14 protein-coding genes are annotated in these 17,493 nt (G+C 63.6%); 9 read left to right on the top strand and 5 right to left on the bottom strand.

Annotation, left to right across the window (positions count from 1 at the left end):
* Nucleotides 1-48: 48 nt before the first annotated feature.
* The 3 genes from ACFY68_RS08590 to ACFY68_RS08600 form a co-directional block, all read right to left on the bottom strand.
* On the bottom strand, nt 49-873 hold the full coding sequence (locus ACFY68_RS08590; protein WP_387525618.1) for an ATPase: 825 nt from the start codon (nt 871-873) through the stop codon (nt 49-51).
* Nucleotides 874-960: 87 nt separating this feature from the next.
* The gene (locus ACFY68_RS08595; protein ID WP_387525621.1) at nt 961-1,956 is read right to left on the bottom strand and encodes an NAD-dependent epimerase/dehydratase family protein; all 996 of its coding nucleotides are present in this window, start codon (nt 1,954-1,956) and stop codon (nt 961-963) included.
* A gap of 46 nt (nt 1,957-2,002) precedes the next feature.
* On the bottom strand, nt 2,003-2,893 hold the full coding sequence (locus ACFY68_RS08600; protein WP_387525624.1) for a LysR family transcriptional regulator ArgP: 891 nt from the start codon (nt 2,891-2,893) through the stop codon (nt 2,003-2,005).
* A gap of 100 nt (nt 2,894-2,993) precedes the next feature.
* Between ACFY68_RS08600 and ACFY68_RS08605 the strand changes: the two genes are divergently transcribed.
* The 9 genes from ACFY68_RS08605 to ACFY68_RS08645 all read left to right on the top strand — a co-directional run bounded on the left by ACFY68_RS08605 (nt 2,994) and on the right by ACFY68_RS08645 (nt 16,453).
* Nucleotides 2,994-3,593 (top strand): LysE/ArgO family amino acid transporter, encoded by a 600-nt coding sequence (locus ACFY68_RS08605; RefSeq protein ID WP_387525626.1) that lies wholly within the window; start codon nt 2,994-2,996, stop codon nt 3,591-3,593.
* A gap of 192 nt (nt 3,594-3,785) precedes the next feature.
* On the top strand, nt 3,786-4,382 hold the full coding sequence (locus ACFY68_RS08610) for a superoxide dismutase (protein ID WP_012312902.1): 597 nt from the start codon (nt 3,786-3,788) through the stop codon (nt 4,380-4,382).
* 255 nt (nt 4,383-4,637) lie between these two features.
* Nucleotides 4,638-6,689, top strand: a complete 2,052-nt coding sequence (locus tag ACFY68_RS08615; RefSeq protein ID WP_346614565.1) for an EAL domain-containing protein — start codon at nt 4,638-4,640, stop codon at nt 6,687-6,689.
* Nucleotides 6,690-6,837: 148 nt separating this feature from the next.
* Complete coding sequence (locus ACFY68_RS08620) at nt 6,838-8,175, top strand: imelysin family protein (protein WP_387525630.1); 1,338 nt, start codon at nt 6,838-6,840, stop codon at nt 8,173-8,175.
* 222 nt (nt 8,176-8,397) lie between these two features.
* Complete coding sequence (locus ACFY68_RS08625) at nt 8,398-9,825, top strand: di-heme oxidoredictase family protein (RefSeq protein WP_387525633.1); 1,428 nt, start codon at nt 8,398-8,400, stop codon at nt 9,823-9,825.
* An 18-nt stretch (nt 9,826-9,843) separates the two neighbouring features.
* On the top strand, nt 9,844-10,908 hold the full coding sequence (locus tag ACFY68_RS08630) for an imelysin family protein (RefSeq protein WP_346615726.1): 1,065 nt from the start codon (nt 9,844-9,846) through the stop codon (nt 10,906-10,908).
* A gap of 2 nt (nt 10,909-10,910) precedes the next feature.
* A complete protein-coding gene (locus ACFY68_RS08635) occupies nt 10,911-12,008 on the top strand; it encodes a DUF1513 domain-containing protein (RefSeq protein WP_387525636.1) in 1,098 nt (365 codons plus the stop codon).
* A gap of 238 nt (nt 12,009-12,246) precedes the next feature.
* Nucleotides 12,247-13,395, top strand: coding sequence for an efflux RND transporter periplasmic adaptor subunit (locus ACFY68_RS08640; protein ID WP_387525639.1), 1,149 nt, complete (start codon nt 12,247-12,249; stop codon nt 13,393-13,395).
* Nucleotides 13,396-13,408: 13 nt separating this feature from the next.
* A complete protein-coding gene (locus ACFY68_RS08645) occupies nt 13,409-16,453 on the top strand; it encodes a multidrug efflux RND transporter permease subunit (RefSeq protein WP_387525642.1) in 3,045 nt (1,014 codons plus the stop codon).
* 109 nt (nt 16,454-16,562) lie between these two features.
* Here ACFY68_RS08645 and ACFY68_RS08650 read toward each other — a convergent pair whose 3' ends face one another.
* The gene (locus ACFY68_RS08650) at nt 16,563-16,793 is read right to left on the bottom strand and encodes a hypothetical protein (RefSeq protein WP_387525645.1); all 231 of its coding nucleotides are present in this window, start codon (nt 16,791-16,793) and stop codon (nt 16,563-16,565) included.
* Entirely contained in the window at nt 16,790-17,491 is a 702-nt protein-coding gene (locus ACFY68_RS08655; RefSeq protein ID WP_387525648.1) for a lipopolysaccharide kinase InaA family protein, read from the bottom strand. The genes ACFY68_RS08650 and ACFY68_RS08655 overlap by 4 nt, the downstream gene beginning before the upstream one ends.
* Nucleotides 17,492-17,493 lie beyond the last annotated feature (2 nt).

A 17,493-nucleotide genomic window follows, 5' to 3' on the forward strand; every position in this document is an offset into this window, starting at 1 on the left:
GGCGCGGCCTGGTGTCGCGAAAGGAGGGCAAAGCCCTCCCCTGCGGCCTCAAGGCCGGGCGTTGATCTGCTGCTGCAGGTTCTGGATCTGGCTCTGCAGCGTATTGAAGTTACGCGTGGTCTGCCCACGGAACGCATCGAATTCCTGCACCGAAGCACCACCTGCCGCCGCAGCTGGGCGGTTGTCCGCCTGGCTCTTCAACACCAGCATGTCCTGTTCCAGGCTCTCGATGGCCGCTTTCTGGTTGCCTTGCTTCTTCAGCGCCGCCACCTCGTCACTCAAGTTCTTGAGTTGCCCGTCAAGCTTGCCGCCATCCACCTGGCCTGACTTCAACGCCGCCAGTTCGCCGTTCACCGCCTTCAACTGCGCCTGCAACTGAGTCTGCAATTCAGTCACGACTTTTTGCTGTTCGCGCGTATCGGCCAACACCTGTTCCAGGCGCTTGCCCAGATCCCCCGTCTGCCCGGCCACGCCCTGCTGTTGCTTGCCCTGCTCGGCCAGGCTGGCCTGCAGTTGGCGGATCTGCAGCTTCAAGGCTTCACTGCCGGTGCTGGTCGAGGACTCACTGGCATCGACCTTGCCGCTGATGGCCTGCAGGCGCCCCGCCGCTTCTTCGCTGATGCGTGCAAAACTTTCCTGGGTGGCAACCAGTTGCTGCTCCATCAGCGAAATCTGCTGGAAGCTCCACCAGCCAAGCCCGGCCAAGGCAATGAACGAGGCGCCCAACAGCGCCCACAAAGGGCCGGTGCTGGCGGGCCTGACGGCCTTCTGCCGGCTGCGCGACACGTGCGCCGGCAACAGTTCGTCATCATCAGGGGTACCGGCCCGCAAGGCTGGCACATCATCGAAATCGTCGTGGGCATCGTTGCGCATGGGTAGGTTCAACCGCGGTAGTAGCAAAAAGGCATGAGTATAAACCGCTCGCGCGGCGCACTGATGACCATCATCCCTGCCCCAGGTTCACTGGCCAAGTGGCTGGTGCTTCCACCAACCGCAAAATTCATCCAGGGCTGTCCACACGCTGACCTTGGGCTGGTAGTCCAGGTACTGCCGGGCACGGCTGATGTCCAGGGTGAAATCGCGGCTCATCACCTGCATCCCCAGGCGCGACAGGGTCGGCTGCGGTCGCCCGGGCCAGAACATGCAGGCCGCCTCGTTCAGCGCCGCCATGCTGTAGGCCAGGCCGTAGGAGCGGTAGCGGGTCACCTGGGGCAGGTGCATCTGGCGCATCACGTAGTTGACCACGTCCCATAACGGCAACGGCTGGCCGTTGCTGATGTTGTAGGCCTGGCCCAAGGCACGGTCCTCAGCGAACAGCGCGCTGAGCAGCGCCTCGTTGAGGTTGTGCACGCTGGTGAAATCGACCTTGTTCAGGCCGTTGCCGATGATCGCCACACGGCCCTTGCGCTGCATCTGCATCAGCCGCGGGAAGATACTGGCATCGCCGGCACCAGTAACGAAGCGCGGGCGCAGCGCCAGCACTTCCAGGCCGAACTCCTGGGCACCGAATACCTTTTGTTCGGCGAGGTACTTGGTCTGCCCATAGTGATCGTGAAAACGCCGTGGCACCTGGTCCTCGCGGATATCCAGGCGTGAGCGGCCATTGAAGTAGATCGACGGCGACGACAGGTGCACCAGGCGCCGCACGTGCTCCTTCAGGCACCCTTCGACCACGTTCTCGGTAACCACCACATTGCCCTGGTGGAAATCCTGATAGCGCCCCCAGTTGCCCACTGCACCCGCGCAGTGCACCACGGCATCGACGCCCTGGCACAGGCGCCGGGCCAGTTCGGCGTCACCCAGGTCGCCAGGGATGAACTGCGCGCCGCGCTTGACCAGGTGCTCGACCCCCTCGGCGCGCCGGCCGCTGACCCGCACGTCCAGGCCCTGCTCCAGGGCAAAGCGCGCAAAGCGCCCGCCAATGAAGCCGCTCGCGCCAGTGACCAGAATTTGCATGTAACACCCCGCCTCAGATTTCAGATGCAACAGACGCCGGCCACCTTTACAACGGCACCAGCCAATGCCGTGCCGTGTGCCGCAAGTGTTCGGTCAGTTGCGCGAGCAGATGCCCGCCATTACGCCAATGATGCCAGTACAGCGGCACATCGATAGGGGTATCGGCACATATTTCCACCAGTTTGCCATCCGCCAACTGTTCACGGGCCTGTAGCTCCGGCACCAAGCCCCAGCCCAGGCCTGCTTCAGTCATGCGCAAAAAGCCTTCGGATGACGGGCACAGGTGGTGCAGGAAACCGCCATCGATGCCCAGCGACGCCAGGTAACGGTGCTGCAGGAAATCATCCGGGCCATACACGATGGCCGGTGTTCGGGCCAGGCGCTTGGCATCGAACCCCTGTGGGAAATACCGCGCCATGAACGCCGGGCTGGCCAGCGCCCGATAGCGCATGGCGCCAAGCGGCAGGCTGCGGGCCCCGGCCACCGGCCGTTCGCTGCCGCACAGGCAGGCCGCCACCTCGCCAGCGCGCATGCGTTTGAGGCCGACCTCCTGGTCTTCCACCACTAGGTCGGTGAGCACCTGCTGCTCGGCGCAGAACGTGCCCACCGCGCCCGCCCACCAAGTGGCCAGGCTGTCGGCGTTGAGGGCGATGCGCAGGCGCTCCGGCAGGCCCTCTTCGTCCAGGGCCGGCACCTGGCGCTGCAGGTCGCGCTCAAGCAACCGCACCTGCTGCACATGGTTGAGCAACTGCCGGCCGACCTCGGTGGGGCTCGGTGGCGTGGCGCGCACCAGTACCGGCTGGCCAACCCGCGCTTCGAGCAACTTGATACGTTGCGAGATTGCCGATTGCGAAAGCCCAAGTACCTGGGCGGCCCGCTCGAAACCACCTTGCTCGATGACTGCCGCAAGGGCGGCCAGCAGCTTGTAGTCGAACATCGATTTTCCTAATGAGGGATCAGCTTTATTTGTTTTTCTTATACAGCGCAGAGAATCACAATAGCCAGCATCTTCTTCTGAACCTTCCCTGGAGCCTGCCATGTGGCAAAGCTATCTGAACGGCATGCTGGTGGCCTTCGGCCTGATCATGGCCATCGGCGCACAGAACGCCTTTGTTTTGGCACAGAGCCTGCGCCGTGAGCATCACCTGCCGGTGGCGGCGCTGTGCATCGTCTGTGACGCCCTGCTGGTAGCTGCCGGCGTGTTCGGCCTGGCAACCGTGCTGGCGCATAACCCGACCTTGCTGGCGGTCGCCCGCTGGGGTGGCGCGGTGTTTCTGCTCTGGTACGGTGCCAAGGCACTGCGCAGCGCCTGTTCCAAACAGAGCCTGCAGCACCAGCAAGGCCAAGGCATGCGCTCGCGCCGTGCGGTGCTGCTCAGCGCCCTGGCGGTCACCCTGCTCAACCCGCATGTCTACCTCGACACCGTGCTGCTGATCGGTTCGCTCGGTGCCCAGCAGACCGTGCCCGGGGCGTATGTGGCCGGGGCCGCCAGTGCATCGCTGGTGTGGTTTTCGACCTTGGCGATCGGTGCCGCGTGGCTGGCGCCCTGGCTGGCCCGCCCGGCGACCTGGAGGATGCTCGACCTGATGGTGGCGGTGATGATGTTCGCTGTGGCGGCGCAGCTGATCTTCAATTGACGCCCACCCGTCGGCGCCGGCAAACCCCTCTGGAACCTCTATTCCCTATGTTTGTTGCGTGGTTATGCGCCGGGGCTGGTGCTATGATCCAGCCCTTGCGTCGCAAAGAGTACAAACTCGCCGACGCACATAGGGCCGCCCGTGATCGGCCCTGCGCAAACCGCGAACTAGACCTGAATCAGGAGATCCACCATGGCTTTTGAATTGCCGCCGCTGCCGTACGCCCACGATGCCCTGCAGCCGCACATCTCCAAGGAAACCCTGGAGTATCACCACGACAAGCACCACAACACCTATGTCGTGAACCTGAACAACCTGGTCCCAGGCACCGAATTCGAAGGCAAGACCCTGGAAGAGATCGTCAAGAGCTCTTCGGGCGGCATCTTCAACAACGCCGCTCAAGTCTGGAACCACACCTTCTACTGGAACTGCCTGTCGCCAAACGGCGGTGGCCAGCCTACCGGTGCCCTGGCTGAAGCCATCAACGCCGCGTTCGGTTCCTTCGACAAGTTCAAGGAAGAGTTCACCAAGACTTCGGTTGGCACTTTCGGTTCCGGCTGGGGCTGGCTGGTGAAGAAAGCCGACGGCTCCCTGGCCCTGGCCAGCACCATTGGCGCCGGCTGCCCGCTGACCAGCGGCGACACCCCGCTGCTGACCTGCGACGTCTGGGAACACGCCTACTACATCGACTACCGCAACCTGCGTCCGAAGTACGTCGAGGCATTCTGGAACCTGGTCAACTGGGCCTTCGTTGCCGAACAGTTCGAAGGCAAGACCTTCAAGGCCTGATGACTCACGCCCTGAACAAAACCCGGCCATGTGCCGGGTTTTTTTATGCCTTAAGGCGCCAATCGACAGTTTTCCGCGCACCTCTTGCTCACCCCGTATAGCGCGCTAACATCAAACGTCTGGAAGTTCGCTAAGCGCGCTCAAGTTGCAGGGTCAGGCAACCGATACACTGCTCAGGACAGCCCTACCGGCCGATAGTGTATTGCCAACGTTAATGGCAAAATGATGCCATGCGCATGGATTAAGGAAACCCCATTGAAGCTGGAATTGCGGAACAGCTTATCGGTCAAGTTGCTCAGGGTCGTGCTCCTGTCGGCGCTGGCGGTCGGCGTTGTCCTCAGCTGCGCGCAGATCGTCTACGACACCTACAAGACCCGCCAGGCCGTCAACAATGATGCCCAGCGCATCCTCGACATGTTCCGCGACCCTTCAACCCAGGCGGTCTACAGCCTCGACCGGGAAATGGGCATGCAGGTGATGGAAGGCCTGTTCCAGGATGAATCGGTACGCCAGGCCTCGATCGGCCACCCCAACGAAACCATGCTGGCAGAAAAGTCCCGCCCGCTGCAGGACTCGCCCATGCGCTGGCTGACCGACCTGATCCTCGGCCAGGAACGCACCTACACCACCCAGCTGGTCGGCCGCGGCCCGTACAGTGAGTATTACGGTGACCTGAGCATTACCCTCGATACGGCGGCCTACGGTGAAGGCTTTTTGGTAAACGCCATCATCATTTTCATTTCCGGCGTGCTGCGCGCCCTGGCCATGGGCCTGGTGCTGTACCTGGTCTACCACTGGCTGCTGACCAAGCCGCTGTCGAAGATCATCGAGCACCTCACCCAGATCAACCCCGACCGCCCCAGCCAGCACCAGATCCCGCTGCTCAAGGGCCATGAGAAGAACGAGCTAGGCATCTGGGTGAACACCGCCAACCAGCTGCTGGCCTCGATCGAGCGCAATACTCACCTGCGCCACGAAGCCGAGAACAGCCTGCAGCGCATGGCCCAATATGACTTTCTCACCGGCCTGCCGAACCGCCAGCAGTTGCAGGCGCAGTTGGACAAGATCCTGGTCGATGGCGGCCGGCTGCAGCACCGCGTCGCGGTGTTGTGCGTGGGGCTGGACGATTTCAAAGGCATCAACGAGCAGTTCAGCTACCAGGTCGGCGACCAGTTGCTGCTGGCCCTGGCCGACCGCCTGCGCGCCCACAGTGGCCGGTTGGGCGCGTTGGCGCGATTGGGCGGCGATCAGTTCGCCCTGGTCCAGGCCAACATCGAACAGCCCTACGAAGCCGCGGAGCTGGCCCAGAGCATCCTCGACGACCTGGAAGCGCCATTCGGCCTCGGCCACCAGCAGATCCGCCTGCGCGCCACCATCGGCATCACCCTGTTCCCCGAAGACGGCGACAGCACCGAGAAGCTGCTGCAAAAGGCCGAGCAGACCATGACCCTGGCCAAGGCCCGCTCGCGCAACCGTTACCAGTTCTACATCGCCAGCGTCGATAGCGAGATGCGCCGCCGCCGCGAGTTGGAAAAGGACCTGCGCGAAGCCCTGCCGCGCAACCAGCTGTACCTCGTCTACCAGCCGCAGATCAGCTACCGCGACCACCGCGTGGTGGGGGTCGAGGCGTTGCTGCGCTGGCAGCACCCGGAGCTAGGCATGGTGCCGCCGGACCAGTTCATCCCGCTGGCCGAACAGAACGGCTACATCATTACCATCGGCGAATGGGTGCTCGACCAGGCCTGCCGGCAACTGCGCGAATGGCACGACCTGGGCTTCAGCGAACTGCGCATGGCGGTCAACCTGTCCACCGTGCAGTTGCACCACAACGAACTGCCGCGGGTGGTAAACAACCTGCTGCAGGCGTACCGCCTGCCCCCGCGCAGCCTGGAGCTGGAAGTGACCGAGACCGGCCTGATGGAGGACATCAGCACCGCCGCGCAACACCTGCTGAGCCTGCGCCGCTCGGGGGCGATGATCGCCATCGACGACTTCGGTACCGGCTACTCGTCGCTGAGTTACCTGAAGTCGCTGCCGCTGGACAAGATCAAGATTGACAAGAGCTTCGTCCAAGACCTGCTCGACGACGACGACGATGCCACCATCGTGCGGGCCATCATCCAGCTGGGCAAAAGCCTGGGCATGCAGGTGATCGCCGAAGGCGTGGAAACCGCCGAACAGGAAACCTACATCATCGCCCAGGGCTGCCACGAAGGTCAGGGTTACCACTACAGCAAGCCGCTGTCGGCGCGCGAGCTGACCAGTTACCTGCGCCAGGCGCAGCGCAACCAGGTTTCCGCCTTCTGACCCCTGCCGTTGCGGGTTACAAGCCGTGACCTGCATTTACATGAATTGCACCCTCGCCCCTTTACAGCAAATGCAAATCTTTCGCATGATGTGGCGGTTTTACGTGCCACGGCGCACTGTCCAACCACACGACGCAGGGAAACCAATAATGATTCGAATGCCTCTGGCCTCCGCCAGTCTGCTGGCCATCGCCATCGCTCTCGCCGGTTGCGGTGAAGGCAAGGACGACAAGGCTGCCGCTCCGCAAGCTCAGGCACCTGCTGCCGCCAGCACCACCGCTGCGGCGCCTGGGGCTGTCGACGAAGCGGCCGGCAAGGCCGTGGTCAAGCATTACGCCGAAATGGTCTACGCCGTGTACAGCGACTCGCTGAGCACCGCCAAGACCCTGCAGACCGCCATCGACGCGTTCCTGGCAACCCCCAATGACGACACCCTGAAAGCCGCCAAGGCCGCCTGGGCCGCCGCACGCGTACCTTACCTGCAGAGCGAAGCCTTCCGCTTCGGCAACACCATCATCGACGACTGGGAAGGCCAGGTGAACGCCTGGCCCCTGGACGAAGGCCTGATCGACTATGTCGACAAGAGCTACGAGCACGCCTTGGGCAACCCGGCCGCCGGCGCCAACATCATCGCCAACACCGAGATTCAGGTGGGCGAAGAAAAAATCGACGTCAAGGACATCACCCCTGAGAAACTGGCCAGCCTGAACGAGCTGGGCGGTTCCGAAGCCAACGTCGCCACGGGCTACCACGCCATCGAGTTCCTGCTCTGGGGCCAGGACCTCAACGGCACCGGCCCAGGCGCGGGCAACCGCCCAGCCTCCGACTACCTCGAAGGCAAAGGTGCCACCGGCGGCCACAACGACCGCCGCCGCGCCTACCTGAAGTCGGTCACCGAGCTGCTGGTCAAGGACCTCGAAGAGATGGTCGGTAACTGGGCGCCGAATGTCGCCGACAACTACCGCGCCACGCTGGAAGCCGAGCCGGTCAACGATGGCCTGCGCAAGATGCTGTTCGGCATGGGCAGCCTGTCGCTGGGCGAACTGGCCGGCGAGCGCATGAAGGTCTCGCTGGAAGCCAACTCGCCGGAAGATGAGCAGGACTGCTTCAGCGACAACACCCACTACTCGCACTTCTACGACGCCAAGGGCATCCGCAACGTCTATTTGGGCGAGTACACCCGCGCCGACGGCAGCAAACTGACCGGCCCAAGCCTGTCGTCCCTGGTGGCCAAGGCCGACCCGGCCGCCGATGCGACCCTCAAGGCCGACCTGGAAGCCACCGAGGCGAAGATCCAGGTGATCGTAGACCACGCGCTCAAAGGCGAGCACTACGACCAACTGATCGCTGCCGACAATGCGGCCGGCAACCAGATCGTGCGTGATGCCATTGCCTCCCTGGTCAAGCAGACCGGTGCGATCGAGCAGGCTGCGGGCAAGCTGGGCATTGCCAACCTGAGCCCGGACACAGCCGATCACGAGTTCTGATTGGCAGCATGGTGCGCTGAAAGAGGCGACCTTAGGGTCGCCTTTTTTCTGCCCGGGCGCCTCCGGCCGTGAGAACCGGGGAGTAACTGTGGGAGCCGGCGTGCCGGCGATGGGGCCGGTAATGACACCGATTTCATCCAGTAATTGCAAATTGCTCTTATTCAAACTCCCCCACTTTGCTAAGCTTGCACGCCGGTTTTTCGCCCACGCCCAGGATTTTGCATGTCCTTGTCGCTGTCCCGACTCTCCCCTCTGCTGCTGGCCCTCGCCCTTGCCGCCTGTGACGACGCCCCGCGTTTCACCCAGGCCGAGCCAGGCGAAGCGTTGTCCGGTGGCCAGGCGACCGTCCAGCGCAGCGACCGCAACGCCTTTTCTCTGCCGTCGGCCAACCTGTCGCCCGAGCGGCGCCTGGACTTTGCCGTCGGCAACAGCTTCTTTCGCAACCCTTGGGTAATCGCGCCATCCACCACCACCGCGCGTGATGGGCTCGGCCCGCTGTTCAACACCAACGCCTGCCAGAACTGCCACGTGCGCGATGGCCGTGGCCATCCGCCAGAGCCAGGCGCCAGCAACGCCGTGTCGATGCTGGTACGCCTGTCGATCCCCGACCAGCCTTACCTGGCCAAAGAGATCGAGCGACTGGGCGTGGTCCCAGAGCCGGTCTACGGCACCCAGTTGCAGGACATGGCCGTGCCCGGCGTGGCGCCCGAAGGCAAGGTACGGGTGAGCTACACCAGCCAAACCGTTGCCTTCAAGGATGGCCACCAGGTCGAACTGCGCCGCCCGAGCCTGCAGATCACCCAGCTCGGCTACGGCCCGATGCACCCCGACACGCGCTTCTCCGCGCGCGTGGCCCCGCCGATGATCGGCCTGGGCCTGCTCGAAGCCATCCCCGAAGCCGACATCCTCGCCAACGAAGACCCGGACGACCGCAACCGCGACGGCATTCGCGGGCGGGCCAACCGGGTCTGGGACGACGCCCAGGGCACCACCGTGGTCGGCCGCTTCGGCTGGAAGGCCGGGCAGCCCAACGTCAACCAGCAGAATGTGCATGCCTTCAACGGTGACATGGGCCTGACCAGCACCCTGCAGCCCAAGGACGATTGCACCCCGGCGCAGCGCGACTGCCTGGCCGCACCCAATGGCGACGGCGCCAACGGCGAAAAGGAAGTCAGCGACAACATTTTGCGCCTGGTGACCTTCTACACCCGCAACCTCGGCGTACCCGCCCGGCGCGATGTCGGCGCACCGCAGGTGCTGGCCGGCAAGAACCTGTTCTTCAAGGCCGGCTGCCAGGGCTGCCACACGCCACAGTTCACCACCGCCGCCGACACCACCGAGCCCGAGCTGGCCGGCCAGGTGATCCGCCCCTACAGCGACCTGCTGCTGCACGACATGGGCCCGGGCCTGGCCGACGAACGCACCGAATTCGCCGCCAACGGCCAGGATTGGCGCACCCCACCGCTGTGGGGCATCGGCCTGACCGAAACGGTCAGTGGCCACACCCAGTATTTGCATGATGGCCGCGCCCGCAACCTGCTCGAAGCCGTGCTCTGGCACGGCGGCGAAGCACAGGCGGCGCGCGACCATGTATTGACCTTCAATGCCGAGCAGCGCGCCGCGCTGCTGGCGTTTCTGAACTCACTTTAAACGCGCAAGGAGCCGGGCATGTTCCGACCCAAACTGTTGTTCACCAGCCTCGCCGCACTCGCCCTCGGTGCCTGCTCGCCGCAGGACCCGCAGGCGGTGACCTCCGCCGCCATCGCCAAGCAGGTGATCCTGCCGACCTACAGCCGCTGGGTCGAAGCCGACCGTCAGCTGGCCGTCAGTGCCTTGGCCTACTGCGAAGGCAAGGAAAGCCTGGACACCGCCCGCGCCGACTTCCTCAACGCGCAAAAAGCCTGGGCTGAGCTGCAGCCGCTGCTGGTCGGCCCGCTGGCCGAAGGCAACCGGGCCTGGCAGGTACAGTTCTGGCCCGACAAGAAAAACCTGGTCGGCCGCCAGGTCGAGCAGCTGGTGAACGGTGACAAGCCGGTCGACGCCGCCGCGCTGGGCAAAGCCAGCGTCGTGGTGCGCGGCCTTTCGGCATACGAGTACATCCTGTTCGACAGCAAGCCGGACATCGCCACTGCCGAGCAGAAAGCCCGCTACTGCCCACTGCTGGTCGCTATCGGTGAACACCAGAAGGCCCTGGCCGAAGAGATTCTCAAGGGCTGGAACAGCACCGACGGCATGCTCTCGCAGATGACCAAGTTCCCCAACCAGCGCTACGCCGACTCGCACGAGGCAATCGCCGACCTGCTGCGCTCCCAGGTGACTGCCCTGGATACCCTGAAGAAGAAGCTTGGCGCGCCGATGGGCCGCCAGAGCAAGGGCATCCCGCAGCCGCTGCAGGCCGAAGCCTGGCGCAGCCATTCGTCGATCAAGAGCCTGGAAGCCACCCTGAAGGCGGCCCAGGCGGTCTGGGTAGGGGTCGACAACCAGGGCCTGCGCGGCCTGCTGGGCAGCGACCAGAAAGCCCTGGCGCAGAAGATCGACGACGCCTACGCTACCTCGCTGAAACTGCTGGCCGACAACCAGAAGACGCTGGGCGAGCTGTTGGCCGATGACGCCGGCCAGCAAACCCTCAACCAGATCTACGACAGCCTCAACGTCGTCCACCGCCTGCACGAAGGCGAACTGGCCAAGGCGTTGAACATCCAGCTGGGCTTCAATGCCAACGACGGTGACTGATCATGCTGCGACGCCAGGCCATCAAACTCGGTAGCGTATTGCTCAGCGCCCTGACCCTGGGTGGCTGGAGCCTGTTCCGCAACAAAGGCAGCGAACCCTTGCTGCTGTCGGCGCGTGACGATGGCGACGGCAAGCACTATGCGGTCGGGTTCCGCCTGGACGGCACCCAGGTGTTCAGCACCCAGGTGGCCCAGCGTTGCCATGCCATCATCAACCACCCCGAACTGCCGATCGCCCTGTTCGTCGCGCGCCGCCCCGGTACCGAAAGTTACCTGGTCGACCTGCGCGACGGGCGCCTGCTGCAGACTGTCAGCTCGCAGCCAAACAGGCACTTTTACGGCCACGCGGTAATCCACAAAGGCGGTGAGTGGCTGTATGCCACCGAGAACGACACCACCGACCCAGGCCGCGGCGTGCTCGGTGTGTACCGCTTCGAAGGCGAGCGCCTGGTGCACACCGGCGAGATTCCGACCCACGGCATCGGCCCGCATGAAGTGGCCTGGCTGCCGGATGGCGAAACCCTGATCGTGGCCAACGGCGGCATCCGCACCGAGGCCGAGAGCCGGGTCGAAATGAACCTCAACGCCATGCAGCCAAGCTTGGTGCTGATGCAGCGCGACGGTGCGCTGCTGAGCAAGGAAACCTTGGCCCAGCAGATGAACAGCGTGCGCCACTTGGCCGTGGGTAGCGACGGCACCATCGCCGCCTGCCAGCAGTTCATGGGCGATGCCGATGAAACAGCCGAGCTGCTGGCGATCAAGCGCCCGGGCGAGCCCTTCAAGGCCTTCCCGGTACCGGAGCGGCAATTGCAGTCGATGGCGCAATACACTGCCAGCGTTGCCATCCACAGCGACCTGCGCCTGGTTGCACTGACTGCACCGCGGGCCAATCGCCTGTTTGTCTGGGACCTGGACAGTGGCGCGGTGAAGCTCGATGCGCCGATGCCGGATTGTGCGGGGGTTGGCGCAGTGAAGGACGGCTTTGTGGTGACGTCCGGGCAGGGGCGCTGCCGCTTCTATGATTGCCGCAAGCAAGAACTGATCGGCCAGCCGATGGAGCTGCCTTCCGGGTTCTGGGACAACCATCTGCACCTGGTCTGACACTCGGGCCGCCTGTACCGGCCCTATCGCCGGCAAGCCGGCTCCCCCAGGTACACCACCGGCCTGAAGGCATGCACTGTACCTGTGGGAGCCGGCTTGCCGGCGATAGGGCCCGCCCAGTCGATACATCTCCCCAACCCGCCAAAAACAGTCAATACTTCCCCCATCCGCACGTGGGCAGGATCGCCCGTTGTCGTGTCAAGACCAATAACAATCACGCTTCCAAGGAACCGGACCTATGCTGCGCCGGCGCATGCTCATCATGTTGGCCGTGGTTCTGCTGATCGTGTTGGCCCTGGGGGGCTACAAGGCCTTCTCGGTCTATCAGCAAATCCAGCTGTTCACCGCTCCCAAGCCACCCGTCACCGTGGCCGCAGCCTTGGCCGAAGAGCGCCAGTGGCAGCAACGCCTGCCGGCTGTAGGCAGCCTCAAGGCACTGCAAGGCGTTGAACTCAGCCTTGAGGTCGAGGGCACGGTCAAATCGCTGCACTTCGACTCCGGCCAGAAGGTCAAGGCCGGGCAACTGCTGCTACAGCTCAACGACGACCAGGAAACCGCCCTGCTCGGCACCGCCCAGGCCGACCTGGGGCTGGCCAAGGTCGACTTCGGCCGTGGCAGCCAACTGGTGGGCGATTCGGCCATTTCCCGTGGCGAGTACGACCGCCTCACCGCCCAGTACCGGCGCAATCAGGCGGTGGTCGACCAGCTCAAGGCGTCGAAGACCAAGAAGAGCATCAGCGCGCCGTTCAGCGGCACCATCGGCATCCGCCAGGTGGATGTGGGCGACTACCTGGCCCCCGGCACGGTGATTGCCACCCTGCAGGACCTGTCCAGCCTCTACGTTGACTTCAATGTGCCCGAGCAGGCGCTGCCGCAGCTGAGCCTCGGCCAACAGGTGCTGGTACAAGTGGCTGCCTACCCGGGCCAGAGCTTCCCTGCCAGCCTCAGCGCGATCAACCCCAAGGTCGACGAGAGCACACGCAACCTGCTGGTGCGCGCCACCCTGGCCAACCCGGATGGCAAGCTGCTGCCGGGCATGTTCGCCAACCTGCTGGTGCTGCTGCCCAACCCGCAGCCGCAAGTGGTGGTGCCAGAAAGCGCCATTACCTACACGCTGTATGGCAACTCGGTGTATGTGGCCATGCCCAGGAAAGACAAGGACGGCAACCCCGCGCAGGATGACAAGGGCCAACCGCAGCTCAGCGCCGAACAGCGCAGCGTGCAGACCGGCGAACGCCGCGATGGCGTGGTGGTGGTCAGCAAGGGGCTCAAGGCTGGCGAGCAGGTGGTCACCGCCGGGCAGCTCAAGCTGACCCCGGGCGCCGCCATCCGCATCGGCCAAGACACCGCCCTCAAACCCGAACCAGGCGCCCCGCGCGCGGACTGACCCGGAGGCAGGCATGGCGTTCACCGACCCGTTCATCCGCCGCCCGGTACTGGCCAGCGTGGTCAGCCTGCTGATCCTGCTGCTGGGCTTCCAGGCCTGGAGCAAGCTGCAGATCCGCCAGTACCCGCAGATGGAAAACGCCCTGATCACGGTGACCACCGCCTACCCGGGGGCCAACGCCGAGACCATCCAGGGCTATATCACTCAGCCACTGCAGCAAAGCCTGGCAAGCGCTGAAGGCATCGACTACATGACCTCGGTGAGCCGGCAGAACTTCTCGATCATCTCCATCTACGCGCGCATTGGCGCCGACAGCGACCGCCTGTTCACCGAGCTGCTGGCCAAGGCCAATGAAGTGCGCAACCAGCTGCCGCAGGACTCCGAAGACCCGGTGCTGAGCAAGGAAGCGGCGGACGCTTCGGCACTGATGTACGTCAGCTTCTACAGCAAGGACATGAGCAACCCGCAGATCACCGACTACCTGTCCCGGGTGATCCAGCCGAAGCTTGCGACCTTGCCAGGCATGGCCGAGGCAGAGATCCTCGGCAACCAGGTATTTGCCATGCGCATCTGGATCGACCCGGTGAAGCTGGCCGGCTTCGGCCTGGCTGCCACCGATGTGACCAACGCAGTGCGCCGCTACAACTTTCTGGCTGCCGCCGGTGAGGTCAAAGGCGAGTACGTGGTCACCAGCATCAATGCCAACACCGAGCTGAAATCGGCCGAGGCTTTTGCCGCATTGCCGGTCAAGACTGCAGGCGACAGCCGGGTGCTGCTGGGTGATGTGGCACGGGTCGAAATGGGTGCGGAAAACTACGACACGGTCAGTTCGTTCGACGGCATCCCTTCGGTGTACATCGGCATCAAAGCCACGCCGGCGGCCAACCCGTTGGACGTGATCAAGGAAGTCCGGCGAATCATGCCGGAGCTGGAAAGCCAGCTGCCTTCCGCACTCAAGGTCTCGATCGCCTATGACGCCACGCTGTTCATCCAGGCCTCCATCGACGAAGTGATCAAGACCCTCGGCGAAGCGGTGCTGATCGTCATCGTGGTGGTGTTCCTGTTCCTCGGCGCGCTGCGCTCGGTGCTGATCCCGGTGGTGACCATCCCGCTTTCGATGATCGGTGTGCTGTTCTTCATGCAGATGATGGGCTACTCGCTGAACCTGCTGACCCTGCTGGCGATGGTGTTGGCCATCGGCCTGGTGGTGGATGACGCCATCGTCGTGGTGGAAAACATCCATCGGCACATGGAGGAAGGCAAGACGCCGTTCGACGCAGCGCTGGAAGGTGCACGGGAAATCGCCATGCCGGTGGTGTCGATGACCATCACCCTGGCTGCCGTCTATGCGCCGATCGGCTTTCTGACCGGGCTTACGGGTGCCCTGTTCAAGGAGTTCGCCTTGACCCTGGCCGGTGCGGTGATCATCTCAGGCATCGTTGCCCTGACCTTGTCGCCCATGATGTGCGCCCTGTTACTGCGCCAGGAGCAGAATGCCCACGGCCTGGCCCATCGCCTTGACGTGATCTTCGAGCGCCTGAAAAACCGCTACCAGCGCCTGCTGCGCACCACCCTGGACAGCCGCCCAGTGGTGCTGGTGTTCGCAGTGATCATCCTGTGCCTGATCCCGGTGCTGCTCAAGTTCACCCAGAACGAGCTGGCGCCCAACGAGGACCAAGGGGTGATTTTCATGATCAGCAGCTCGCCGCAGCCAGCCAACCTCGATTACCTGAACGCCTACACCGACCAGTTCACGCCGCTGTTCAAGGCCTTCCCCGAGTACTACTCATCGTTCCAGATCAATGGCTTCAATGGCGTGCAGAGCGGCATAGGCGGCTTCCTGCTCAAACCGTGGAACGAGCGCGAGCGTACGCAAATGGAACTGCTGCCCCAGGTACAGGCCAAGCTCGAAGAAGTCAGCGGCTTGCAGATTTTCGGCTTCAACTTGCCGTCATTGCCGGGCACCGGCGAAGGCTTGCCGTTCCAGTTCGTGATCAATACCGCAGGCGATTACCCGGCGCTGCTGGAGGTGGCCCAGCGGGTCAAGGAGCGCGCCCAGGCATCAGGCAAATTCGCCTTCCTCGACATCGACCTGGCGTTCGACAAGCCCGAGGTGGTGGTCGACATCGACCGGGCCAAAGCGGCGCAGATGGGCGTGTCCATGGACACTCTGGGCGGCACCTTGGCCACTTTGCTGGGCGAAGCGGAGATCAACCGGTTTACCCTGGAAGGCCGCAGCTACAAGGTGATCGCCCAGGTCGAGCGGCCCTACCGGGACAACGCAGGCTGGCTGAACAATTACTATGTGAAGAATGACCAGGGCCAATTACTGCCGTTGTCGACCCTGATAACCCTCAGCGACCGCGCCCGCCCGCGCCAGCTCAACCAGTTTCAGCAGCTTAACTCGGCAATTATCCAGGGGGTCCCCCTGGTCAGCATCGGCGAGGCCTTGCAGACGGTTCGGGACATCGCCGCCGAAGAGGCGCCGGACGGGTTTTCGTTCGACTATGCCGGTGCCGCACGGCAGTACATTCAGGAGGGCAGCGCGCTGTGGGTGACCTTTGGCCTGGCCCTGGCGATCATCTTCCTGGTGCTGGCTGCGCAGTTCGAAAGTTTCCGCGACCCACTGGTGATTCTGGTGACGGTGCCACTGTCGATCTGCGGGGCGCTGCTGCCGCTGTTCCTCGGCATCTCCAGCATGAATATCTACACCCAGGTCGGGCTAGTGACACTGATCGGCCTGATCAGCAAGCACGGCATCCTGATCGTCGAGTTTGCCAATCAATTGCGTGAGGAAAAGGGCTTGAGCGTGCGGGAGGCCATCGAAGAAGCGGCGGCCATTCGCCTGCGGCCGGTACTCATGACTACTGCGGCGATGGTGTTTGGCATGGTGCCGCTGATCTTGGCGACCGGGGCCGGGGCCGTGAGCCGGTTCGACATCGGCACGGTGATTGCGACCGGGATGTCGATCGGGACATTGTTCACCCTGTTTGTGTTGCCTTGCATTTATACCCTGCTCGCGCACAAGACGGTGGTCAAGGAGACTGTCGTTGCCTGAGCCGGCCTCTTCGCGGGGCAAGCCCGCTCCCGCACCCGTTGAACCTGAATGTAGCAACACCCGAAAAGCAAAGGCCCCGCGACTGCGGGGCCTTGTTTGCTCGAACGGGTCAGCCGAACGGCCGAAGCCCCTGTCGCAAGCCGAACAGGAACAGCAACAGGTCATGGTCAGGCTGAGCCTGAACCTGATGGTGCTTTACTTCCTTCGGCAACGCGCACTGCTCTGCCTGCTCAGCCTTGCTGAACACCACCGGCCGCGGTTCTTCCCAGGCAGCTACCGCCACCGTGGTCACCGCCAGCCCAGCTACCAGAAACAAAGCTCGAGCGATTTCTAGTTTCATTGCCCTAACCCTTTGACAGCGCTGCCAAACGCCATCTGGTAAAAGTAGAGCAGCTGCTGCCATTCTGCGTCGTTGAGCGACGAATGGCGGCGCAACTGGCGCAAGTCATTGCCGGCCGCGCGCTGGCAGCTGATGCGGCGGCGGCACTTCTCGAGATCGAGCAGCGCGACTTCGACCCGGGCCTGCTCACCCTCGCCGATCACCTTGATGAATACGTGCTTGCCATACAGGCAGCCATGCTGCCAGTGGCCCAGGTGCATGCGCGCCAGGTTGTCGGCCAAGTCCTTGAGCATGCGCGCGTGTACCACCTGCGGGTAGCGCTCGCGGGCACCTTCGGCGTGCCAGGTATCAAGCTCGACGAAGCCATCCAGCGCCTCGCTGACCAGCAGCGCACGCCATTTGTGCTCAGCATCGCGCTCTGCACCACAAAAGACGATACGCGGTACACGTACGCCCAATTGTTCGAAGCTGTTCAGCGCGTCGAGCTCACGCAGTACCGTCGGCCTGCCGAACGGGTGCAGCAGGCTGCGGTAGATATGACCGACCTGGCGCTTGGCATAAAGCAGCTTGCCGTTGCCGTCATTCAGCCGTTGCACGCCACTCTCACCACCGCGCCGCTGGTTAGGTTCTTCAACCCATTCGCCCTGTTGACGCCAGTAAAAATCGAAGCGTGACTCCCCGCTCTGGGCTACAGCCATCA

Origin of the sequence: Pseudomonas sp. NPDC012596, assembly GCF_042902325.1 — a bacterium.
In the GTDB taxonomy this organism is placed as follows: domain Bacteria; phylum Pseudomonadota; class Gammaproteobacteria; order Pseudomonadales; family Pseudomonadaceae; genus Aquipseudomonas.

Bases quoted from the DNA above. Each gene is read 5' to 3' on its own strand.
- ACFY68_RS08600 (WP_387525624.1), bottom strand. From the start codon at position 2,893: ATGTTCGACTACAAGCTGCTGGCCGCCCTTGCGGCAGTCATCGAGCAA.
- ACFY68_RS08610 (WP_012312902.1), top strand. From the start codon at position 3,786: ATGGCTTTTGAATTGCCGCCGCTGCCGTACGCCCACGATGCCCTGCAG.
- ACFY68_RS08635 (WP_387525636.1), top strand. From the start codon at position 10,911: ATGCTGCGACGCCAGGCCATCAAACTCGGTAGCGTATTGCTCAGCGCC.
- ACFY68_RS08605 (WP_387525626.1), top strand. From the start codon at position 2,994: ATGTGGCAAAGCTATCTGAACGGCATGCTGGTGGCCTTCGGCCTGATC.
- ACFY68_RS08620 (WP_387525630.1), top strand. From the start codon at position 6,838: ATGATTCGAATGCCTCTGGCCTCCGCCAGTCTGCTGGCCATCGCCATC.
- ACFY68_RS08655 (WP_387525648.1), bottom strand. From the start codon at position 17,491: ATGGCTGTAGCCCAGAGCGGGGAGTCACGCTTCGATTTTTACTGGCGT.
- ACFY68_RS08595 (WP_387525621.1), bottom strand. From the start codon at position 1,956: ATGCAAATTCTGGTCACTGGCGCGAGCGGCTTCATTGGCGGGCGCTTT.
- ACFY68_RS08640 (WP_387525639.1), top strand. From the start codon at position 12,247: ATGCTGCGCCGGCGCATGCTCATCATGTTGGCCGTGGTTCTGCTGATC.
- ACFY68_RS08590 (WP_387525618.1), bottom strand. From the start codon at position 873: ATGCGCAACGATGCCCACGACGATTTCGATGATGTGCCAGCCTTGCGG.
- ACFY68_RS08650 (WP_387525645.1), bottom strand. From the start codon at position 16,793: ATGAAACTAGAAATCGCTCGAGCTTTGTTTCTGGTAGCTGGGCTGGCG.
- ACFY68_RS08630 (WP_346615726.1), top strand. From the start codon at position 9,844: ATGTTCCGACCCAAACTGTTGTTCACCAGCCTCGCCGCACTCGCCCTC.
- ACFY68_RS08645 (WP_387525642.1), top strand. From the start codon at position 13,409: ATGGCGTTCACCGACCCGTTCATCCGCCGCCCGGTACTGGCCAGCGTG.
- ACFY68_RS08625 (WP_387525633.1), top strand. From the start codon at position 8,398: ATGTCCTTGTCGCTGTCCCGACTCTCCCCTCTGCTGCTGGCCCTCGCC.